Source organism: Streptomyces sp. NBC_00513, assembly GCF_041431415.1.
GTDB lineage: Bacteria > Actinomycetota > Actinomycetes > Streptomycetales > Streptomycetaceae > Streptomyces.
In genome coordinates this window covers 98,891-120,443 of the sequence record NZ_CP107846.1, presented here as the reverse complement: position 1 = coordinate 120,443, position 21,553 = coordinate 98,891, and the positions used below count along the sequence as shown (strand labels likewise).

At 70.5% G+C, this 21,553-nt stretch carries 24 protein-coding genes; 5 read left to right on the top strand and 19 right to left on the bottom strand.

Annotated elements, in window-relative coordinates; genetic code table 11:
- Positions 1-2 precede the first annotated feature (2 nt).
- The 19 genes from OHA84_RS37845 to OHA84_RS37755 form a co-directional block, all read right to left on the bottom strand.
- Entirely contained in the window at positions 3-461 is a 459-nt protein-coding gene (locus OHA84_RS37845; protein WP_266976208.1) for a hypothetical protein, read from the bottom strand.
- Between the two features lie 81 nt (positions 462-542).
- The gene (locus tag OHA84_RS37840; RefSeq protein ID WP_266976210.1) at positions 543-1,145 is read right to left on the bottom strand and encodes a hypothetical protein; all 603 of its coding nucleotides are present in this window, start codon (positions 1,143-1,145) and stop codon (positions 543-545) included.
- Positions 1,146-1,164: 19 nt separating this feature from the next.
- The gene (locus OHA84_RS37835) at positions 1,165-1,692 is read right to left on the bottom strand and encodes a hypothetical protein (RefSeq protein WP_266976212.1); all 528 of its coding nucleotides are present in this window, start codon (positions 1,690-1,692) and stop codon (positions 1,165-1,167) included.
- A 135-nt stretch (positions 1,693-1,827) separates the two neighbouring features.
- Positions 1,828-2,490, bottom strand: a complete 663-nt coding sequence (locus OHA84_RS37830; RefSeq protein ID WP_266976214.1) for a hypothetical protein — start codon at positions 2,488-2,490, stop codon at positions 1,828-1,830.
- Positions 2,491-2,590: 100 nt separating this feature from the next.
- On the bottom strand, positions 2,591-2,818 hold the full coding sequence (locus OHA84_RS37825) for a hypothetical protein (RefSeq protein ID WP_266976216.1): 228 nt from the start codon (positions 2,816-2,818) through the stop codon (positions 2,591-2,593).
- 123 nt (positions 2,819-2,941) lie between these two features.
- Positions 2,942-3,415: a hypothetical protein gene (locus tag OHA84_RS37820; RefSeq protein WP_266976218.1), complete on the bottom strand. Its 474-nt coding sequence runs from the start codon at positions 3,413-3,415 to the stop codon at positions 2,942-2,944.
- Positions 3,416-3,746: 331 nt separating this feature from the next.
- Positions 3,747-5,894, bottom strand: coding sequence for a chromosome segregation protein ParM (locus OHA84_RS37815; protein WP_266976220.1), 2,148 nt, complete (start codon positions 5,892-5,894; stop codon positions 3,747-3,749).
- 74 nt (positions 5,895-5,968) lie between these two features.
- Positions 5,969-6,385 (bottom strand): conjugal transfer protein TraB, encoded by a 417-nt coding sequence (locus OHA84_RS37810; RefSeq protein WP_266976222.1) that lies wholly within the window; start codon positions 6,383-6,385, stop codon positions 5,969-5,971.
- Between the two features lie 18 nt (positions 6,386-6,403).
- Positions 6,404-8,620, bottom strand: a complete 2,217-nt coding sequence (locus OHA84_RS37805) for an ATP/GTP-binding protein (protein WP_266976224.1) — start codon at positions 8,618-8,620, stop codon at positions 6,404-6,406.
- Between the two features lie 130 nt (positions 8,621-8,750).
- On the bottom strand, positions 8,751-8,936 hold the full coding sequence (locus OHA84_RS37800; RefSeq protein WP_266976226.1) for a hypothetical protein: 186 nt from the start codon (positions 8,934-8,936) through the stop codon (positions 8,751-8,753).
- Between the two features lie 119 nt (positions 8,937-9,055).
- Positions 9,056-9,532, bottom strand: coding sequence for a hypothetical protein (locus tag OHA84_RS37795; RefSeq protein WP_266976227.1), 477 nt, complete (start codon positions 9,530-9,532; stop codon positions 9,056-9,058).
- Positions 9,533-9,748: 216 nt separating this feature from the next.
- Positions 9,749-12,325, bottom strand: a complete 2,577-nt coding sequence (locus OHA84_RS37790) for a hypothetical protein (RefSeq protein ID WP_266976231.1) — start codon at positions 12,323-12,325, stop codon at positions 9,749-9,751.
- Positions 12,326-12,464: 139 nt separating this feature from the next.
- Positions 12,465-12,614 (bottom strand): hypothetical protein, encoded by a 150-nt coding sequence (locus OHA84_RS37785; RefSeq protein ID WP_266976233.1) that lies wholly within the window; start codon positions 12,612-12,614, stop codon positions 12,465-12,467.
- Between the two features lie 50 nt (positions 12,615-12,664).
- On the bottom strand, positions 12,665-12,841 hold the full coding sequence (locus tag OHA84_RS37780; RefSeq protein WP_266976235.1) for a hypothetical protein: 177 nt from the start codon (positions 12,839-12,841) through the stop codon (positions 12,665-12,667).
- Between the two features lie 101 nt (positions 12,842-12,942).
- Positions 12,943-13,137 (bottom strand): DUF5999 family protein, encoded by a 195-nt coding sequence (locus tag OHA84_RS37775; RefSeq protein ID WP_323182093.1) that lies wholly within the window; start codon positions 13,135-13,137, stop codon positions 12,943-12,945.
- 218 nt (positions 13,138-13,355) lie between these two features.
- Positions 13,356-13,541, bottom strand: coding sequence for a hypothetical protein (locus tag OHA84_RS37770; RefSeq protein ID WP_266976239.1), 186 nt, complete (start codon positions 13,539-13,541; stop codon positions 13,356-13,358).
- A 140-nt stretch (positions 13,542-13,681) separates the two neighbouring features.
- Positions 13,682-14,023: a hypothetical protein gene (locus OHA84_RS37765; RefSeq protein WP_266976241.1), complete on the bottom strand. Its 342-nt coding sequence runs from the start codon at positions 14,021-14,023 to the stop codon at positions 13,682-13,684.
- Positions 14,020-14,535, bottom strand: coding sequence for a WhiB family transcriptional regulator (locus OHA84_RS37760; RefSeq protein ID WP_266976243.1), 516 nt, complete (start codon positions 14,533-14,535; stop codon positions 14,020-14,022). The genes OHA84_RS37765 and OHA84_RS37760 overlap by 4 nt, the downstream gene beginning before the upstream one ends.
- A gap of 188 nt (positions 14,536-14,723) precedes the next feature.
- Positions 14,724-15,575, bottom strand: a complete 852-nt coding sequence (locus tag OHA84_RS37755) for a hypothetical protein (RefSeq protein WP_266976245.1) — start codon at positions 15,573-15,575, stop codon at positions 14,724-14,726.
- A gap of 330 nt (positions 15,576-15,905) precedes the next feature.
- On the opposite strand from OHA84_RS37755, the gene OHA84_RS37750 reads away from it, so the two are divergent.
- From OHA84_RS37750 to dnaB, 5 genes are all read left to right on the top strand, one after another.
- Complete coding sequence (locus OHA84_RS37750) at positions 15,906-16,655, top strand: GntR family transcriptional regulator (RefSeq protein ID WP_266976247.1); 750 nt, start codon at positions 15,906-15,908, stop codon at positions 16,653-16,655.
- A gap of 9 nt (positions 16,656-16,664) precedes the next feature.
- A complete protein-coding gene (locus OHA84_RS37745; RefSeq protein ID WP_266976249.1) occupies positions 16,665-17,357 on the top strand; it encodes an ATP-binding protein in 693 nt (230 codons plus the stop codon).
- A 150-nt stretch (positions 17,358-17,507) separates the two neighbouring features.
- Entirely contained in the window at positions 17,508-18,272 is a 765-nt protein-coding gene (locus OHA84_RS37740) for a GntR family transcriptional regulator (RefSeq protein WP_266976251.1), read from the top strand.
- 686 nt (positions 18,273-18,958) lie between these two features.
- Complete coding sequence (locus tag OHA84_RS37735) at positions 18,959-20,023, top strand: hypothetical protein (protein ID WP_266976253.1); 1,065 nt, start codon at positions 18,959-18,961, stop codon at positions 20,021-20,023.
- A gap of 83 nt (positions 20,024-20,106) precedes the next feature.
- On the top strand, positions 20,107-21,549 hold the full coding sequence (gene dnaB, locus OHA84_RS37730) for a replicative DNA helicase (protein WP_266976255.1): 1,443 nt from the start codon (positions 20,107-20,109) through the stop codon (positions 21,547-21,549).
- Positions 21,550-21,553: the final 4 nt, after the last annotated feature.

The window sequence follows — 21,553 nt, the reverse complement described above, 5'->3', positions numbered from 1 at the left end:
CGTCATCCCTCGGCGTCCGGGTCGTACAGGACGCTGACCGTCAGCGGAGTGACGAGTACGCCCGTGCCGTCCTCGTCGTCCTGGCCGGGGCCGAAGAGCATCAGCTCCTCGGTGGCGCCCGTATCGCCGGACTCCGGTGCCCAGCCGGTGGACAGGCCCGGGGCGAGGGGACGGTGCTGCCTCAGTACGGTCTCGGCGCAGGCCCGGGCGGCTTCGCGGGTGGTGAAGGTGCCGTACGGGATGCCGTTGGCCTGCGCGCGATAGGCGGTGAGTTCGCCCGGCCCGTGGTCGGTGAGGTGGGTGATGCCGGGGAAGACGGCCTCGGCAGCGGCCAGGCGGGCCTGGTTCACGATGGCGGCGCCGAGCAGCTGGAGAATCGGTGCGCTGAGCGGCAGCGTGCCGGCGGCGGCGAGACGCCAGATGTCGGCGATCACGGTGTCGGGGTCGGTGGGAGAGGTCATCGGTTCTCCGTCTCGTTGCGGGCCGGTCTGTCCGGTCCTCGGCGATGCCCGGCCCTGGAGGCCGGGCATCGCGGGGGGCCGTCAGCGGCCGGCCGCGCTCGGCAGGTGCAGGGCTTCATCCAGGGCGGTCCAGAGGATGTCGCCGGGCTCGAAGGCGAGGGCGGCGAGGGTTAGCTGGGCGGCGCGGGCGGCGGTGTCGCCGACGAGGCAGCGAGGCCAGGCGTCGCGGAGTTCGGGGAGGGTGGGGGTGCGGCCGTACCAGGTGTAGGCCAAGCCGTTGACGCGGGAGACGAGCAGCCCCGGGTGGTGGTCGTCGCCCTGGAATCGGACGAGGAGGTCGAGGCCGGCCTGCTCGGCGGAGTCGACGAGGCGTGTGAGGATCTCGGGGTCGGCGACGAATCCGGTGACGGCGGCGCGCTGCTCCCACAGGTTGCCGGCGCGGTCGGCGGCGTCGTGGCCGGGCTGGGAGTCGTCGGTGAGGAATCCGGCGCGGTTCGCGGCGGCCAGGCGGGGGATAAGGGGCAGGGTCTCGTCGTCGGGCCCGTGGTTCGGCATGATCCCGGGGCGGGAGCGGATGTCGCCTTCGAGCCAGCGGGCGGTCAGTTCGCCGAGGTCGGAGAAGGTGGTGGCGGCGCGCCAGAGGCGGCGGTCCGCACGGCACGGCCAAGGATGTCGGATCTGCATGGCGGTCCTCCTGTCGGGTTCAGAGCCGGGCGGCCAGGTCCTCGGCGTCGTAGGCCTCGTGCTCGCGCTGGTCGATCAGCAGCTCGTAGGCGCTGACGGTGTTGGACTTCATGGGCTTCTGGCCCCAGACGTGCTTGAGGTAGTCCAGGTGGAGGCCGCGGGCGGTGCGGTTGCCGAGCTGGTGGGCGTGGACGAGCTCGTGCACGAGGGTCTGGGCGACATCGACCTCGCCGCGCATGTTGGCGATCTGAAGGACGATCAGTACGCCATCGCGGTCGATGGTCGTCTGGCCGTAGGCCCGGCGGGAGTGGCGGTCGGCGCGGCTGGCGGCGTTGACGTGCGTGGGGGTGATGCCGGGCAGGAGCTTGGCTTCCGCGGTGTTCACCAGGTGGTCGAGCTGGCTGGCGTCGCCGTTGAGGATCAGGTGGATGGCCGGCAGGGGGCCGAACTTGTCGCGAACGAGCTTCTCGGCGTGGGGGGCGATGGCTTTGGCGTACTTGCTGTAGGGGCCGCCTCCGAAGAGGAAACGCTCGATGGAGATGTGCATGCGGGGCGCCTTCCGGGTTGATTCGGTCAGGTCGGGTGGGTGGTCGGGGAGATCCGGAGGAGAACCCGAACCCCGACAAGAAAACTATACGCACTACACATCACCGCGTCCAGGGGGATTCCCTTGCCGCCCCCGTCAGTCCCCCGCACGCTCGGCGAACTCGGCGGCCCGCTGCAGGAGGTCGAGGACGGCGCCGACCGTCGGGGCGACCACGTTGTTGTGCACGGCGATGTCGAACTGGCGACCCAGAGACCGCGGGTCGCGGCCCTCCCGGCTCCACTGCGCCTCCATGCGGGCGCGGTAGTCGGGCGTCGGCTGGGCGTACGCGGCCGATTCGGCCATCGCGGAGCGGATGTAGATGTGGGAGCGACCGACCGTGTCGCTGTCGGCCGGGGCGGCCATGAGGGCGCCGAGAATGCAGTGCCGGCCGGTGGCGTCACGCAGCTCCCCGCGGCACCATCCGCCGGTGGCCAGCGCGGCGGCGGCCCGGCGGATGTGCACGCTGGCCCGGGTCGCCGGGCGCTGGTGGCGACGGGTGATCCGGTCGAGCAGGGAGGGGCGTGCGGCCGCCTGGGCGGCGGCGGTGGCTCGTTCGCTGCGCTCGACCTCGGCGAGGCCGGCGGCCGCCAGGGCGGGAATGTCGAATCCGGCAGGAGGCGCGGGCTGTTCGGGGGCCGGGGCGGCCGCGGGGGCCGGGGTGATCTTCTTGAGCCAGGCTTCGACCTCGTCGGCCAGGAGGCGCGTGCTCGCGTCGGGAGCCTGGGGGCCGAAGGCGGCGGGTGCTGCGGATGCGGGCATGGCGAAGCCTTCCTGCGTGCTGCGAGATGGTGGGTCGGGAGCTCCGGGGGCGGCCGGCTGAGTGGTTGGCGACCTGGTGGCCGGCCCCGGAGGGGGTGGATCAGGCGGTGTACTTCCGCACGTTCTTGTAGACGTAGTCGCGCTTGCGGCCCATGGCGTCGGCGACGTCCTGCTGGGCGCCGTGGTAGCTCTTGCTGAGCTCACCCATCCGCTGCCAGAACTCCTTCTCGGCGGCGAGTACGGCGTTGTCGCGTGCGCTCTGGGCGATCTGGACGGCGGCCTTGATGTCTTCCGTAGTGCTGGGCTCGGTGTCGGGTCGGGGGGTCATGTGTGCTCCTGGCGGATGGTGAGGGACGATGGTTCCGACCCTCCTGCTCCGGTTGGAGCGGGTTGGGAGACCCGGGGGCGGCGGGCTGAGTTTGGCGACCTGGCCGCCGTCCCCGGGGTGTCTCTACTGCAGATCCTTACGGGCGTCGGCGGCCGGCTCGTCACCGGCCCGACCGCGCCCGAGCACGCCGTCGGCCTTGCTCAGGTGGAGGGCGGACGCGTGGAGGCGCTGGGCGTGGCCCTCCTCCCCCTGCCCGGCGAGCCTGCGCGTGAGCGCGGCGGTCGTATCCAGCAGTCCGCCGGTACGCAGGCTGCGCTGGGTCGGGTCGGCGCCGGAGTTGAACTCGTCGCGGATGTCGCTGAGGTCCTCCGGCAGCGTGTAGAGGGTGTCGCCGTCCCAGCGGTCCGGGTTGATCCGGGCAGTGAACGCGTGGACGCCGAGAGCGGTGACAACCGCGGTGATCGTGATGCCGTTGTAGCGGACGACGGCGGACAGGAGCTTCACCCCGGCACGCCGGGCGCGCGCCGCCCGGATCGGGCGGTGCTCCAGGGACTGCGGGCGGTCGGTTCCGACGGGGTGGACCGGGACGTTGGTCATGACGGGGTCCTTCGGGCCGCTGATGCTGGCGAGTTGGGAGGTCTCGGGGCGGGAGGCCGAGTTGGCAACCTGACGGCCCTCCCCCGAGGAGTTCGAGCTGCCAGGCTGGAGGCGGTCTGCTGCGAAGCACGTAGACGAGGGGGCACCCCGGCCCGCCAGTCCAATATGCATCTCACGCGAATGCATTGCAAGCGAATGCCTTAAAGAGTTTCGTCGCGGTCCTCCACCCACGCCTCGGAGGTGTATCTGGCACTGCACTGGCCCCGGCCCAACGATCCGGCTTGATCGTGGCAGCCGGCTCGTACCGCCTCCGGACAGGGATGGGCGGCTCTCAGACATCGCTAAGGCTCCTGATGGCCTCCAGTGCCTGGCGGGGCGAGGCGATCTGGGGCTCGGAGCGCTTGCTGGCTGCCTTGGGCCCGCCCTTGCCGCCCCCGCCCTTGCCGCCCCCGCCGTCGCGACGGCGGGAGCCGCCATCGTCGTCGGCTTCGTCGTCGGGCTCGGGCCAGAACTCGCCGGGGCGTACGGGTTCGTTCCAGTCGAACCACAGGCCGCGCTTGGTCAGCTCGCTGACCTCGTGGTCGGTGAGCCGGTTGACGTCCTCGGGAAACAGCTCGGCGAGGTCGGTGTCGAAGTCCGCGTACAGGGACCGCATGAGGACCGCGCGGCCGTTGTCCATGACCATGATGGCGACGCCTCCGGTGGAGACACCGTTCTCCGGGTCGGCCTCGCCGCGCATGGCCCGCTCGATCGCGGAGCCTTCCTGCTGGGCGTAGCGGGCGGGGATGGTCGGGACGTCGTAGGTGTTCTCCATCGTGCCCTCGGCCGCTTTGCGGGTGGCGGCGGGGCTGCCCATGTTGAAGATGGTCGGCCGGCTGTTCTGGCGGAGGTTGTCCTTCATCTCGGTGGAGAACCCGTTGTGGGCGAACGGGGACTGGCCGGCCGGGTTGAGGCCGATGCCGTATTTGAGGCCGGTGACGGTGAGGTCGTCGCCGTCGGTCTGGATGAACGCGCCGAACTGGGCGTCCTGTGCGGCGGTCATGAACTCGTCCGTGAACACGTTCAGCTGCTTGTAGGGGCAGCGGGGGTCGCCGGGCTTGTAGTCGTGCGCCTCGCCGTCGTGCGGCCAGGGCATCTCCGCGCGGATCTCGCACAGCGCCTTCGCCGCGCGAAGGGAGCGGGCCATCCACAGGGCGTTGGAGCCCTGCCGGTCGATGTACTTCCCCAGGACGGTGGTCTTCTCGTCCTTGCGGACGGTGGAGAGCCACACGACCTGCCCGGCGAGGGACATGGCGGCCATGTCGATCGCGAAGAACTGCGTCTTCCCCGACCGGGACACGCCCAGGATCAGTCCGTGCCGGGCGGCGTTCTTGTCGTGCTGGAACACCATGTTCTTCACCGGCTGGCCGGTGATGGTGTATCCGCACACGTACATGCCCTTGGCGTCCGGGGTGAGCAGTTCGCGGGTGGCGGGGAAGATCGCGGACAGTGGGGGCTTGTCGAAGGCGCTGATGAGGAACTCGGTGCCGTCGATGAGGACGAAGACGCAGGAGTCGTCCTCGGGCAGGCCCAGGCCGCGGCAGACCTTCGCCAGGTCGATGCGCGGGGTGGTGGTGGCGTCGGCCATTTTCGCCCGGTAGAAGGTGACCCCGCGCTCCTCGTCGCGGGTGTGGTGGACCAGTTCGGAGCCGGGGGCGCCGCCCTTGGGTCCGCCGACCTTGTCCGTCCAGCGCTCCTGGGGGGTCGGCTTGGTGCGTCGGCGCTGGTTGGCGTCGGGGGTGATGCGGGCCTCCAGCCAGCCCGGCCCGCCCTGGCGGCCGGGCTGGACCGCGACGTCCATCAGGACGACATCGTGCGCGGGCACGCCGAAGGGGGCGGCGACCGCGGTCTCGGACAGGCCGGTGATGGGCCGCCCGGGCTCCGAGGCGCGCAGCAGGAGTGTCATGTCGTGCTGCATCCCGGGGTGTCGGGTGGCCTTGACGATGTGGGTGCGGGCCGGGCTTCCGGCCTGCTCCCACATCATCCGAGCGTCGCGGGTGAGCACGTCGGCGCCGTCGTCGACCAGCTGCGGAGCCTCTTCCGGGGCGATCTCGGGGGTCGGGTGCGGGGCCGGGGCGGCGAGGGCGGGGCGGTGGCGGCTGCGGGCGTGCCGGGAGAACGGCATCACCAGGTAGCCGGCGGCCGCCCAGCCGGCGGCGAGCAGCCCGTCCATCCACCATGGGCCCCAGCCGGCGGTGGTCTTGGCGGTGACGTCGATGGCGGCCGCCAGGACCAGCGGGGACCAGCGCAAGATCTTGCGCCCGGCGCCGTGCGCGTCGCTCTTGGCGGCCAGGAGCCAGCCGCCGATCCCGGCGGCGCCGGCCAGCTGCACGACCTGGTGGACGGGGCTGTCGGGGTAGATGTTCGGGGCCACGGCCAGCACGGGCGCGGCGAGGGTGTAGGCGAGGCGTTCGAGCACGACACTGCGCGGCGTGGACACCAGATTCTCCTTCGGGAACGGGGACGAGCGGCCCCGCAGAGGTGCGGGGCCGCTCGTGGCGGGGTGGGGAGGGGTCAGCGGTTGAAGAAGCCCGGCCGGGGGGTCTTCTCGCGCCGGTTGGAGCGGATGTCGTCCAGCGCCCCGTACAGCCGGGAGTGGGTGCGCTTGGCCTCCCAGGTGAGGTCGGCGGTCTCCTGCGCGCTGTCGCACAGCCGCTTGACCTCCACGGCGGCGCCACCCAGGGCCACCGAGACCAGGTTGGTCATCTCCACGAACTTGGCGTCCAGGCCGGCGTTCTCGATGTCGCCGGCGACGTCGTGGGTGTGGGCCGCGTTGGCCTTCATGCTGCGCCGCAGCGCCTCCAGTTCGAGGCCGGCGTCGTCCATGGCCTTGCCGAGCTTGTCCAACTTGCTCTGGACGGACTTGTAGCGGTTGTCTCCGTCGGCCGGAGCCGCGGCCATGCCGGTACCGCGGGGTGCGAGGTCGCTCATCTGCGGGTGTCCCCTTTCCTAGTCGTGGTGGGCGGCGGCCGACACGGACGTCAGGCCCGCGTCTTCCTTGGCGTCCATGTCCTCGCCGTAGACGCGGGCGACCTCGGTCGCCCCGAGCCTGGCGGCCACCTTGGCAATGCCGCACTCCTCGGCGCACCGCTGCGCCTGCTTCTTCATCTCACCCGCGGTCTCGGCGAGGTCGTCGATCAGCTCGGTGACGGCGGCGGACACGTTGTGGTCCTCGGCCAGATCGGCGGCCATCTCCGCCAAAGCGTCCGCGACCCGGCCGAGCGCCTCCCTCAACGCCTCGGCGCGCTCCTCGTCGGACGCGGCCTTGATGGCGATGTTCGCCATCTCCATCAGGTACTCGTCGAACGTGATGTCCGTACGGTGCTGGGCAGCCAAGTTGCCCTGCCTGGACGGCCTGCTGACCTGTGTGTTGCTCACGCTGCTCCCTTCCGTGCTGGTGGGTCGGCTGGTGCCGGGACGTTCGGTGTGCGGCTCCGGGGCGGGCGGCAGGCCCTTGACGCCGGTCGTCACCGCGGCCGGAGCGTCGGGGACGATGTCCGCGTCGACGACGTCGTCCTCGGTGGCGGATCCGGCGGGGCGCGGCGGGCGGCTGGGGTGATCGGGCCACTCCGCCGTCGGGGTGGGCGGTGGTCCGAACCGGCCCTCCGCGGACCGCCGTCCGCGCCGACCTGCACGGCGGCCGGTATGCCCGGCACCGCGGGTGCGGCCCCGCCGTCCGGTCCGGCCCGAGTCGTCGGAGCGGCGTCGGAACCGGCGGAACCGGCGGCGCTTCTTCGAGCCGTCAGACGGCTCGTCACCGGCCTTGGACTCCTTGCCGGATTCATCGCCCGTCGGGTCGGGCTTCCCGTCGCCAGAAGCGCCGTCAGGGCCGTCCTTCTTGGCCTTGCCGTCGGCGTCCGTGCCGGTGTCCTTCGGATCGGCACTCTTGGTCTTGTCGTCCTTGGCGGCCTTGTCCTTGGTCGGGTTCACCTTCTCCGTGCCGGCCGCCTTGGCGTCTGCGGCGGCCTTCGCATCGGCGCGGCGCTTGTCCCAGCGGCGCCGGGCTTCCTCGCCGACGGCCTTGCCCAGCGTGGTGCGACCCGGATCGGCCGACACCGCGGCTTCCCGCTTGGCCTTGCGTGCCGCCTCCCGCTCCGCCTTCCTCGCCCGGCGGTCCTCCCATTCCCGCTGCCGGTTGGCGCGTGCCTGATCCCGGTTCTTGCCCCGGTCGGCGACTCCGGCGGAGTGACCGGCGCTGCGCCGTTCCTGGCGCCCGGCCTGCCGGGTGGAGGCGCGGTCGGCGCGGCCGCGCGCCCGTTCCGCACGGGCGTTGGACGCCGGGGCGGGGGGTTGGGGCCGGCCGCCGTCACCCTTGTGGCCGCTGCCCTTGCCGGAGCCGCCAGGGCCGCTGTGGGAGCCCTTCGAGCCCCCGCCGGACCCGGCGTGCCCCGAACCGGGAGAACGGCCGCCAGAGGGCCGGCCAGGGTCCTTCGTGCCACCCTTGCCACTCCCGGGCGCCCCGGACCCCGAACGCCCGGCGGATCCGCCGGAGTTCGAACCGCGCGACCCGGGCCCCTTCGACCCGGACCCCGTTCCGGCCCCCGAGCTGTTGCGGGGCGCGCCGCCACCGCTGCCGCTGCGCGGGGACCCGCCGCCGCCGGCCTTCGAGCGGCCCTTGTCCGCACCGAGCCCGGAGCTGGGCGACTTCATGCGGTCGGCGTCGGCCTTTCCGCGTGCCGCCGCCTTGTCGCCCTTTGCTTTCATCATCGCGGTGTGGAGCTTTCCGTTCTGCTCCATCATCGCGACTTCCTGCGCGGTGCGGCCCTCCAGCAGCGCGGCCTTCCGTGCTATTTCAGCCTCACGGAAAGGCGCTTCGCTTTCGTGGTTGTACCGCGCCATTTCGAGGCGGAATTCCAACCAGTCGCCGAGACGGTCGGCGAGAGAACGCGGCTGGACGTATTCGCCTTCCTCGTATTCGGCTTCCTCATCCGCGCATTGCGGCGGGGCGAAACCGTCCGAACGCAATGCCGTGGCCGGGTCCGGGGCGGCCGGAATCGCCGGAAGTTGCATCGTGGTTTCTTCCGGGGATTCCGGCGGCGCGGCGGGAATGTCGTCCGGCGGCGGAATGGTGTCGGCGAAATTCGGGATGGGCGGCGGGGCGTATGAGGGTTCACCGCTCCATGGGCCACGGACCAGGATCCCGTTCGGGTCGTCCACGTCGGACACGGTGCACCTCCCTCCAGAGGGCTTGACAACGGGTGGGTCTCGCGTGCACGCGTGTGCACGTGCACGTGTGCACGCATTACGCGAGGCGAAGGCCCCGCCGGAGTCCGGCGGGGCCTTCGTTGGTGGGTGTTCAGCGGCGCGGGTCGTGCTGCTCCAGCACCTGGTCCGCGTACTGCATGAGGTGGTTCCACAGCCTCGGATCGCCCTCGGCCCGCTTGTCGATCGCGAGCTTGAAGAGGCGGCAGACACTGGTGAATCCGCGGATGACGTCGGCTCGGCCGGCTCTGACGTCCTGGGTGATTCGGGTTCGAGTCACGCGGAGCCAGAATTCCATCCGGCCCAACTCGCCGCGACTTTCGATTGCCCTGCGCTCCTCATCCTTCAGCCAGCTGTTGCGCCCCTGAATGGAGCGTTCCGTGCTGCTGAGGGGGCGCGTCACGCCGACTCCCTGTTACCCATGTCGTAAATCGACGTGGGGCCACCATAGCCGGAATTCCGGCTGGGCGCATCCTGCTGCGGCGGACTCGGCGGGGCGGCCTGGAGCGGCGGGGCGTTCTTGCGCTGCTTTTCCAGTTCCTTCTCCTTCCTTTTCTTGGCGGTATTCGCGACCGCTTCGTCGTGGGCGCGGCGCTTGAATGCGCTCTTTTCCAGGCCCTTGGTGACGCCCTCGACGTGCTTGAGCACGTCCTTCAAAGCCCTTTCGACGGGCTGGGCGCGCATCCAGGCGTCGAACCAGCGGTCGCCCTGGACGTGGGTGTCGCGGCAGTGGACACGGGTCTCCAGGGCCAGGTACTCCAGGTTCCTGCCGATGTCCAGCAGGACCCGCTGAACATCGGCCAGGTACCGGGCGGTCGCCTCGGGGTTCTTCGCCACATCGCGCAGGGGGGCGTGATGCGGGTCGTTGCTGTTCATGCGGAATACCTCCAGATCTCGGGGTGGGCGCAGGAGAGAAGTGCTTGGTCCCCGAGGCTGTTGCGCGGGGCGGGAGTGGTGCTCGGGTCGTGCATGGCCCGCTGTCCCCGCGCGGGGCGGGTGCGGGCGAGCGGCCTGCCGGCCGTGGCCGTCACCGGACCGCGCTCGGTGGCCGAGCGCGGTCCGGGGGCGACCATGTGCGGCAGGGCGGTCCGGTCAGCGGTCCGTGTGCTGCTTGAGGGCGACGGCGATCTGTCCGGCGCGGTCCGTGGCGATGGCGCCGCCCTCGGTCCGGACCGCCTTGGCGATGTTGGTCCGGTTCAACGGCTCGTTCGCGGTCCGGAGCCGGTCCAGCGCGGTCCGCTCCAGGTCCGTGAGCGTGATGACCGTGAGGTCCGGACCGCCGTCTTCGCCACGCTCCGGACCGTCGACCTCGTCCGAAGCTTCGTGATGGGCCGGGCCAGAGCGGTCCGGATCCTGCGGTCCGGGAGCGGCATCGTCGGTCCGGACCGTCACCCCGCGCGCGGTCGCCGGGCTTTGGGCGGCGGTCACGGCCCGGGGGCCCCGGTCCGGACCGGGTCCGGTCCGCAGGTCAGCGCCCTGCGGTCCGGCTGGACCGGCCTCCAGCGCGAGCGCCGGTCCGCCGGTCCGGTCCGGGGTTCCGGCGGTCCGGACCGGACCATGGACCGCGTCTCGGTCGCTCGGACCGGACCGGACCGCGTACCCGCCGTGTCGGACCGGGCGGACCGGAACGAGGCCCTCCAACGATCCGGGCCGGTCCGTTCGGGTCAGGGTGAGGACGGTGGGGATGGCGGCCGGTCCATGATCGTCGGCCGCGATGCGGGGGACGACGAGCCGGTGCAGGGCCAGACCGGTCCGGACCGCCTTGCGGTCCGCGAGCTCCGCGCCGGCCGCGGTCCAGGCCCGGTCCAGCGTGGTCAGGCGCGGGTCGGTGATCGCGAGGGACCAGGCGGTGAAGCTGTGGACCGGGTAGCGGAACCAGCGGACCGCTCCGATCGACGGCCGGGCCTTGGCGACCTTGCCGTCCTCACGGAGCTTCCGACGGTGGATCAGGGAGGCGTACAGCTCCCACAACACCATCCCCACGATGCTCATGGCGGCGAACGCCACCGCCTTCGGGGTGAGGTTCCAGTAGGTCATCTGCTCCGTCCACTTCTGGGCCTCCGCGTCCCAGGACCGGCTGCCGGCCACCGGCTCGCCAGAGGCGTGCCAGAAGTTCATGACCGCGGCGCCCAGAGCGAAGATCCACGTGCTGACGCGGTAGAGGGTTCCGGAGTCGCCGCCCTGGCGGGCCTGGTGGTACATCCAGCCCACGAACGCCGTCGACAACTCCCAGGCGGCGGCGAACAGGATCGTGAACGGGACGACCCAGCCGAGGATGTCCTCGGCGAAGCCCGACTGGCCCGTCCACGCGACGGCCATCGGAGCGGTGATCGGACCGATCACCATCAGCCGCTCCGAGTTCACCTTCACGAACTGCTTCACGCGGTCGGCCGCGGCCGGCTTCCCGGCGCGGGACGCCGCCCGCAGCTCCCGGGCCTTCGCCTTGCGGGCTTCCTTCGCGTCCCGACGCTCCCCCCTGGCTTGGAGCTTGAGGCGCTTGCGTTCCAGGGCCTGCTCGGTGCGGTCGGTGGCGCGCTTCATCCGGGCAGCGGCCTCGGCCACCATGTCGTCGGCGGCCTTCAGCGTGACGTCCGCGTCCGCTTCCCGCAGCCGAGCCTGCGCCAACGCCCGATCGGCTTCCTTGAGGTCCGCATCCCGCTTGGTGCGGGCGGCCGCGAGGATGCGGTCGGCTTCCACGCGGGCGTTGCGGGTCAAACGGTCTGCGTCCTCGGCCGCCGTCACCCGCAGCCGGCCGATGTCCTCCTTGGCCAACGTCCGCGTACGCGCGGCATCCGCGCGGGAGGCCTCCCGCTCGCGGGCGGCGTCCTCGCGCAGCTCGGTTGCCGCCTTCTCGGCCCCAGCCTTCACCTGCGCGGCCTGGGCGTCCGCGCTCTCGCGCATCCGGTCGGTCTCGCCCCGAGCCTGCTCCAAGAGCCGGCCGGCGTCGGTGGTGGCGCGGGTGCGGGTCTGAGCCGCGGTGCGCTCCGCAGCCGCGAGCAGCTCGGTGCGCACCGTCTCCGCGTCGGCGAGGGCCTTCGCGGCGGTCTGCGCGGCCTCGGTACGGATCTGCTCGGCCTGGGCGGCCGCCGTGGTGGCGACCCCTTGCGCCTGGCGGTGGGCGTCGGTGAGCAGCTGCTCGGCAGCCGTGCTGGCGGCGGCGCGGATCTGGTCGGCCTCACCGGTCGCCGTCGTCGTGACGGTGTCGGCCTGGCGGCGCGCGTCGGCGAGCAGCTGCTCCGCCGTGGCTTCGGCGGCTGCGCGGACCTGGTCGGCGTCGGCGGCCGCGGTGGTGGCGGCCTCCGTGCGGACCCGGTCGGCGTCCATCGCGGCGACGGCCAGGAGGCGGGACTGCTCCGCGGTGGCGGCCTCGGTGATCGAGGCCACCACGGTGCGGGCGCCGTCCAGCAGCTCGGTGGCACGAGCCTCGCCGTCAGCGAGGATCCGCGCGACATCGGCGGCGGCCTGGTCCCGGAGGTCGGCGGCACGGTCGGCGGCATCGGCCACGACCGGGTCGGCCTCCGGGAAGACCAGCAGCCCCGTCTCCTCGGGGGCAGCGGCCTGGGCCGGGATGGAGGCCGGCGGCGTCGACGCCTTGGCGCGCCCGGCGCCTCGGGGCTTCGTGGTCGCCGCGGGCTGGCGCCGGCGGCGGGTGGCGGGCTTGGTGGCCACGGGGAGTCCTCTCTCTTCCGGGCGCCTCCGTGCAAGAGGTCACCGTGGATCTACGGCGGTGGGTAGGGTCGTGACCAGGCCCTCCGGGACCCCGGCAGCTCTAATGCCGGGGGCTCGGAGGGCCGTTGTGCTGGGGTGGTCAACGCCGGGCAGGCAACGCGCTGCTGTCCTGCCCGAGGTGCTGGCGCAGCCACGCGACGGCGGCCGGGGTCATCGCCCCGGTGTCCGGCTCGCTCAGCGGCGCGGTGTCGATGTCGTACATCGCGTCGGCCGCCGGGAGCGGCCGCATGTAGTCGGGGTCGATGCCGGTGGGGGCGGATCAGGGGACCGGCAGTCGATTCACCGCGAGTCGGTGGTGACCTCGTCGCGGGTGGGGAAGTTCGTGCGGCCGTCGTCCATGCGGACGGTGAGGTGGCCGCCGGTGTGGACCTCCTCGACGGTTCCCTGGTCCCCGGCCTGGTGCCGGGTGCCGAGGGCTTCGATGTTGGTGGTGAGCGTGACGCGGTCTCCGCGCATGGCCGCCCCTCTCGTTGCTGGTCCGGACTGTCCGGCTCCCAGTCACCGCCCGCACTGGCCGCCGAGGATGCGGCGGCCGGTGCGGGCGGATCAGGCAGTCGTCAGGCCGTGGTCGCGATGAGGGGGCGGTGCGGGGCAACGATCTGCCCGTCGGGGAGCAGTTCACCGGTGTCCTCGAACACCAGAACGGAGTTGCAGAGGAGCGCCCAGCCCTGTTCGGGGTGGGAGGCGATGGTGTGCGCGGCCTCGCGGTCGGGGCTGTCGGCGGTCGGGCACGTCGGCCGGTGCGTGCACAGGGACTCCGGCATCCGCCGGACCGTGCCGGTGGTGGTGGGAGTGTCAAGCTGGGTGCTGCGCTGCATGAGCTCTCCTGACAACGAGCGGGTCCGAGGCTCTCCCGGACCGAAGAGGGTGAAAGGGCGGAATGCCCGTGGGCGGGCCGCCGATGGTCGGGGGGCCAGGGCTGCGGTCGAGAACCTGGCTGCCGGGTTCGCTAGGCGGGACGCTGGGCAAGTCAGCTCTTGCCGCGCCGAGCGAGGGGCGGGTGGATGTCGGTGACGCGGTGGCCGGCCTCCCACGCGGCCGCCGCGGTGAGCACGGCGGCCGCCAGGAGTGCCTGGGTGAGGGGGTGGGTCAGGCCTCGCGCGGCGATGGCCCGTACCGCGTGATGCTGGGCGGTACGAGCGACCGGTATGTACACGCAGACCTCTTACTTCTGTTCGGGCTGCGGGTGCGGCGGCACCCCGCAGGTGCAGGGATCGTGCCGGATCGACTGGTACGGCTGGCCGTCCGCACCGACCGAGTTCACGGTGACCAACGTCGGCGGGTGCCCGCAGCCGCTCACCGGACCAGGCCCGTCGCGCTCGTCGACGTGGCAGGAGCAGCGGCGGCCGGGCAGCGGCAAGTCCAGTAGCCGCACAGGCCGCAGGCCTCGTCCGCCGCGCGGACCGACACGTTGAAACGCAGCACCGGGGGCCGGATGTAACCGGGGGCCATCTCCGCGAGGGTGCGCCGAGCCCGGCGCCCCTCGGGGATCCGGGCGTCGTCCCCCTCGGCCATCGTGAGCAGCAGGGTGCCGACCTGGTGGAGGGAGTCGGTCTCGTCCCGCTCGTAGCCACGGGAGTCGTCCTCGCGGCGGATGTCATCGACCTTTCCGGCGCGGGGGGTCAGGGTGGCGGTCATGCCGCGACCTCCCAACCGGTCCGGGCGCGACGGGCGGTGCGCACCACAGCCAGCTTGGCGGCGAGTTCGGCGATCCTCTCGCTCTGCTGCCTCAGGAGCACGGCCTGATGCGGCATACCACCGCTCCTGGCCGGAATCCTGCGAGCCTCGCTCCCCAGTTCAACGGCGAGGCCGGTCAGCTTCCTCCACTCCTGGTCGCTGGCCTCGTCGGCGGTAATCGCGGCGGCGAGGCGCTGGGCCTGAAGCTCGCGGAGGGCGACCAGCTCGTAGCCGGAACGGCCGCCGCGAACCAGGTCGTCGACCCGCGGGTTGCCATCACCATCGCGCAGAGCCAACTCCTCACAGGCCGCCCGAACGGGGCAGCCATGGCAGAAGCCGATCGCCTCGGCACGCTGCGCCTGCCAGATGGCCGGCGGCTCGCCGTCGGCCCGGAAGAACAGGTCGGGATCGGTGTCGGCCTGGGTACAGCGGGCGCCGGCGTCGATCGCGGCCTGGAGCACCGGGCGGCGCATCCGGCGAGCCTGAGTAGATGTCATCCTGTGCATGTGCGTCTTCCCTTTCCGGAGGGGGACTGCAAAGACGAACCCCCGGGGGGCTACCCGGGGGTTCGTCGCTTCTGACTGCTGTACGAGCAGCCACGGCCCCGGCCGCCCCGTCTGCGGGGCGGCCGGGGCCGTGGTCGTTCGTCTCTGTGTGCCGGTCAGGCCGCCGTCGGGGCCTGGGACTTCCGGGCGGCGTACTGCCTGCCCAACTCCGCCTGCCGCTGGTTGTGACGCTCCAGGTTCTCCGGCTCCTCCGGAAGGCTGGGGCCATCAGCTGGACGGTCGCCGCGCGGCAGCAGCTTCCGCGCGGCGTCCACGTCACTGACCTTCCCCTGAACCGCGGCCCACTCGGACGTCCGCTTCGCGGGGGCCGCCGCAGCGTACTGGCGGTCGAAGCGCCGGCGCTCCCGGGCGAAGAAGTCGCGGCCAGCCTGGCGCTTGGGCTCTTGGCGGAGCAGACGGTCACGAGTGGCGGCCAGGCGCTCACCATCGGGGCAGGGCAGCGTCTGCCCATCCGCGTTCTCGGCCTTTCCCTTGCAGGCCAGGCACCGCTGCTGGTGCTGACGTAACGTCCGGCTGACCTGCTCCGCGTCGAGCGGGACGGTCTTGATCTGGCTGGCGGCCGGGGCCGGCTGCACCGTTGGCTTCGGCAGCACCTTGGTGGCGCGCCGGGATGCGGCGGTCGGGGTCCCCTCGATCAGCTGCGTGCGCAAGGCGTCGGCCTCGACGTCGATGGTGACCTGACGGTTGCTGCCGGCCGTGCAGCGGCGCGGGTCTGCGGTCTTGGCCCGGTCGGTGTGGTGGGGCACCAACTTCGGTGTGCCCAACATGCCGGTGATCGGGACCCAGGTGGAGCAATCGGGGCAGACCAGGTGCTCCCTGCCAAGGGCCAGGTCGATCTCGGTGACCTTGAGCTTGGAGGCGATGACCGGCGGGCGGCTGTTGACGTTCTTGGTGCGGGTCTTGCGGCGGCGCTTGCTGGCCATCGCCGCCGCGGGCGTCGTAGTCATGGGGACTCCTCGTGGTCAGAGGGGACGGAGTACGTCGCGGTGCTCTCTCCGCCCGTCAGGCCACGCGGGTCGAGCCCGGCGTCCTGATGAGCGGACAGCGCATCTGCGCTGCGATGTGCATGGAGGAACCACCCAGTCAGGGGACTGTTCCGGGGGATTTGGTGGATCTATCAACCCCGGCCCTCCCCGTACGGGGAAGGGGTTCCTACGGCCTTACTGCGGCGTTCCTTGCGGATCACCTTGCACCCCTAGGGTTCCCTATGGTTCCCTAGGGTGTCAAGCGGTACGGTAAGGAACTTAGGATGTTGAGTAACCAAAGGAGGCGATGGGATGAGCCGGGCCGACAACAGGCCGCCGTACGCGCGTATCGCGGCCCATTACCGAGACCTGATCGAGTCCGGTGCACTGTCGCCTGGCGCGCTCCTGCCGAGCATCAAGCTGCTGTCGGAGGAGTGGTCCGTCAGTACCGCCACGGTGGAAAAGGCGCTGCGGGTACTCAAGGAGGAGCAACTCGTAAGCGGCATCCACGGCATCGGCACCGAGGTGATCGGAACTCGCGTGCCCATCTCTTCGGGAGCAGAGCGGCATGACCGCAGCAGTAGGACGCAATCCTCTTGGGGGGTCGGCGAGCAGTCCTCCGGCCACACCGCGGGCATGGTGCCGGCTCCCGACGACGTCGCAGGCGTCTTGGGTATCGCCCCTGGTAGCGACGTGATCCGACGAAGCCGTGTCTACCGAGATGCTCATGGAATCGTCTCCCACTCCACCTCATGGATTCCGGCTGGATTCGCCCAACTGGTCCCCGAGCTTGCACGGAGCGAGCGTCTGAAGGGGGGCCTGTCGCTGGATCTCGTGACCCGAGCCACTGGACGAGAAGTTGTCCAACGCGTGGACGAGGAAGCTGCTCGGATCGCTACGCCGATGGACCTCGCGCTCTTGGAGCTTGACACCGACACCCTGGCAGCGATCCTGGTGCTGACCGCGAAGTTCCTTGACGCTGACGGGCAACTTCTTGAGTACGGCGTAGATCTGGGAGCTCCTGGACGCACGCGGCGTACTACGTCGGGGGGCATACGGTGACCGGCCGGGATGGAATTCATCGACGACACCCTGACGAACTGCCTGGAAGCCAGCCTCGGTGAGCTCCTTCGTGCCCAGGACGCCGACACCTTGACTCTGAAGGGACGATTCGAGATCAGCCGCATCTCCCAGGCCCTGGCGGGCAAACCGGGGCCCGCGCCTCGCGCGATTCTCATGTCCGGTCTCCAGGGCGCAGGAAAGACGACCCTCGCCCGCGCTTTGGAGAAGGCCGGCTTCCAGCGTCTCTGCCCTGACGAAGAGATGTTCCGGCGCTACGGTCACTACGGCAGGGACTTCCCTCGCGGAGAGTTCCTGGTCAGAGAGGCACCAGTTCTCAAGGACATTGGCCTCGAACTCCAGCAGCTCCTGGCAGCCGGACACGACGTTGTGGTCGATCATGGCTTCTGGACTCCGGAGGAGCGCGCCCTGTGGGCGGCGACCGTGATGGAGGTCGGCGGCGAGCCCGTCCTCATCTACCTGCCGCTGTCGCACGAGGTGCGCTGGGATCGAATCCGCCGACGCAACGAGAAGTCGCTCATCGACCCGAATAGCATCGAGTTCAGCGAAGAGGATCTGCTTCGGCACGCGGGCCGTTTCTCCCCACCGACCGATGAGCCGCACATCGTCTACGACGGCGACCCGGCGCACGTGCTGGCTGAGCTTCGCCGTGGACGCCCCTCCGCGAATGGCGGCTCCCAATGACTCCTGTCTTACACCCGCAGCTGCGGGCCGGGGAGGCGACCCCCGGTTTCGGCTGGTGACGTGCCCACGATGTCGACCATGACAGCCCGTCAATAACCCGACTTAATGCGCTACTCTGATGTTGTCGACCTCAGAGAGGAGGGATCCGCGATGCCCACCCATGAACAGTGGCGAGACCTGGCCGACCGCCTGGCAGCACGTATCGATGATGGAGAGTGGCTACCCGGCATGAAGATGCCAACTAACGCCACTTTGATCGCGCAGGGAGAGCAGAAGTCCACGGTCGATCGCGCATACCGCGACCTTGTCGAACGCGGCTACGTCATTCGCCGCCCCCGTCACGGGACAGTGGTCCGGGACCGAACTCCGGTGCGCGTATCGCTCTCGCGTTACCGCGGGGTGCTGCACCCGGACAGCCCAAAGGGCCCATGGCAGGCCGCTACGGCTGAACAAGGTCTGGACGGTCGCATGCAGGCCATCAGCGTGGACCGTACTACCGCCCCCAGACCCGTCTCGGAGGCCCTCGGCATCCTGGAGGGCGCCCCTGTCGTCCGGCGAATCCGCCACGCGTCGATCGGCAAGGAGGTCGTCCAGGTACAGACCGCCTGGTACGAAGCTTCCCTCGCCGCCGATCTCGGTTTGGACACTCCCGACACGATTGCGGGCGGCATCTTCGGCGCGATGGAACGCGGAGGCTTGAGCCCCCGGTGGGCCAACGTGCGTGTCACCGCGCGCCTGCCCATGCGAGACGAGGCAACAATCCTCGCGGTCGGCAAAGCGGTTCCCCTTCTGCTGATACAGCGAGTCACTCGCGACTCGGCGCACCGCCCCGTAGAGGTCCTCCAGGTCGTAGGAGCCGCAGATCGCCTTGAGCTGATCTACGACGACCTGCCCCTCGGGGAGGAAAGCCTCTAGTACACAGCTTCCTTCCGGTTTCTCAGACGGCCGGAAGCCCTCGAACCAAGAGCAAGCGCGTCGCTCCGGAGCACGGAATAGACGCGGGGACAATACGCCCCAAGAGCACAGCCTTCGCATGAAATGAGCGACGGCCGCCCTGCTAGCACAGGACGGCCGTCTAGCGACTCCCCAGCCGGCAAGCGTCGGAGTCGTGGTTCAGCGCGGTGACCGCGCTGGGTGCCTGGACCATCAAGGGCCCGCCGGTCACCTACCCAACACAATAGACAACGATCCCTGGGCAAGCCCAGCACACCCTTACCCAGGTGGCCCGCGTCACAGTTGATCAGCTGATCCATGGCTCCCTCACAGAGGGATCCCTACGTGACAAACGAGCACCGAGCCGCCACGGCGGTCTTCCATCAACCACTTCTGCGCGCTGCCCTCCTCCACTGGACCGGGGTCGGTTACTCGGGCTTGCCCACGGGTGGGCCGTTCAGCCCCCCGGGAGATGGGCAAGCCTCCCATCTGCGCCTTTCGCGCATTGGGCAAGCCTTCGGGCAAGCCCCGATGTGGAGAGTTCACGGCACAACTTCCGTCAGGAGGAGTGCCGTGCACCCGAACTACCCTCCGACCGCCACCATGTGGGTGGAGGTCCGCCTTCGTACCGTCCTGCCCGTAGCCGGCAGCCGCAAGTCGGTGTCGGCATGAGCGAGCGCCACGACTTCGACCTCGCCGCCACCATCGTCCGGGGCCAGGCCCCGGCGCGCGCCGTCAGCGTTCAGCGGGCCGTGGCCTTCAGCGGCCGCCTCACCCACCAGCTGGACTACGTCGTCTACCTCCACGTCCTCTTCGCGATCAACGGCGGCCTCCAGGTCACGGTGCCCGGCGTCGTCGCCTCGGTTCGCGAGGCGGGCGTGCGGTCGGCGAAGAGTGGCACCGAGCTCGTGGGCCGGGACGCCGTTTACGAGTCCTTCGCCCGGCTCATCGAGGCCCGCTTCATCCGCCGCACGACCATCCCCAACCCGAAGGGCAAGGGGTACCGCGGGCTGACCTCGTACGAGGTGTACGAGCACTTCGAGGACAACCCGGACTACTCGCCCGAGGACGCCTCCGAGGAGCCCGCCACCAAACTTCCGGTGTTCGCGGAAACTACTATTTCCGCAGGTCAGCCCACTTCCGGTGTTCGCGGAAAGAAGGGTTCTTCCGGTGTTGGCGGAAGCGCTGTTCGCGGACGTGGAGGATCGTTCGTTTCCGCAGGTCAGCCCACGTCCGCGAACACCGGAAGTGGGACGGGCTCCCCCCCACACCCCCCGGAGGAGGTAAATACCTCCTCCCCCTACCCCCTCGGGACAGGTGCGGATGATGTGGCGCCTGCGGCGCGGGAGGAGGAGGGGGAGATCCCCACCAACCCCACGCCATCAGCCGAGCAGGTGGAAGCCGCGTCGCAGTTCCTGCAGACACTGCCCCGCCCCTGGACCGCAGGGCGCGTAACGGCCAAGAGCCTCGCTCCCCTGTTGGCTGAAGTCGTTGCCGATCAGGGCTGGGAGCTGGACAACTCGCTGGCCACGGAGCTCACCCAGAATCCCGAGGGCGTCAAGCGTCCGACGAAGGTGCTCAAGGCCCGCATCGAGGACCTCCCCCGCCGACTGGCCCGCAAGGACGTACCCAGGCCTCGCCCGGCTGTGGCCGAAGACCCCGACTTCGCGCCTGTCCCGATGCCGGACAAGGTCGCCACGATCCTGTCCGGCCTGCGACGGCCGGCTGTCTGACCCAGCCGCGAACATGACGGCGGCGGCCGCTCCCGCGAAGAACCGGCCGCCGCTCCAGACCACCACCTGACAGGAAGAGATCCATGACCAGTGTCCCACTTGATGCGCCGCCGACGGAGGACGGGCCGTACATCAAGCCCACCTTCCGTTCCGCACACAAGCAGCCCCACCGCCAGGCCTTCGACCGGCTTCCGCCCCAGGATCTGGAGGCAGAGCGGTCGGTCCTCGGCAGCATGATCCTGTCGAAGACCGCCATCACCGACGTCTCCAACCTGTTGGCCGCCGACGACTTCTACCGACCGGCCCATCAGACGATCTACCGGGCAATCCTGGAACTGGCCGCCAAGGACCCGGTCGACCCCCTCACCCTTGCCGACGCCCTCCTGAAGTCCGGCGACCTCGCCAAGATCGGCGGTGCTTCCTACCTGCACACCCTGGTGCAGGCCGTACCGACTTCGGCGAACGCCGAGTACTACGCCGAGATCGTCCGCGAGAGGGCCGTCCTGCGCAGGCTGGTGGCCGCAGGCACGAAGATCGTCCAGATGGGATACGAGGGCGTCGGCGAGCTCGACGAGATCACCGCCAGCGCCGCCGCTGAGATCGCCGCGGTGACCGAAGGACGCGACCGGCAGGACGACTTCTTCACCCCGGGCAACACCCTCGAAGGCACCCTCGACATGATTCAGGCAGCCGAGTCGGGCGCCGAGCTCACCGGGGTAACGACCGGCTTTACCGACCTCGACTCCCTGACGAACGGCTTCCAGCCGGGCCAGATCATCGTGGTGGCCGCCCGGCCCGGCATGGGCAAGTCCACGCTGGCCATGGATTTCGCGCGAGCGTGCACGATGCCGCGCGGGAAGAACCGGCAGCCCATTCCCGCCGCCGGCCGCCCGGCGGCGTTCATCACGCTGGAGATGAGCATCGACGAGTTGAACATGCGCGCTCTTTCAGCGGAAGGGGACGTCCCCCTCCATCACCTGCGCTCGGGCACGCTCGACGAGACGGGATGGACGAAGCTGGCCGTAGCCGCCCAGCGGTACAGCGAGGCACCGTTCTACATCAACGAAAGCGCGCGCTCACTGGCCGAGATCCAGGCGAAGTGCCGTCGGCTCAAGACCCGCATCCCCGACCTCGCCGAGATCATCATCGACTATGCGCAGCTGGTCGAAAGCGGCGGCAAGCGCCACGACAACCGCGAGCAGGAAGTCAGTCACATCTCGCGGAGCCTCAAGCTGCTGGCGAAGGAACTCCACTTGCCGATCATCCTGCTGTCACAGCTCAACCGCGGGCCGGAGATGCGGGCGGACAAGAGGCCCCAGGTCTCGGACCTGCGTGAGTCCGGCTCGATCGAGCAGGACGCGGACATGGTCATCCTGCTGTACCGCGACGACGCCTACGAGAAGGAAAGCCCGCGGGCCGGCGAGGTCGACATCATCGTCGGCAAGCACCGCAACGGGCCGACCGCAACGATCACAGTGGCGCAGCAGCTCTACATGTCGCGTTTCGTCGACATGGCCAACACCTGAGGGG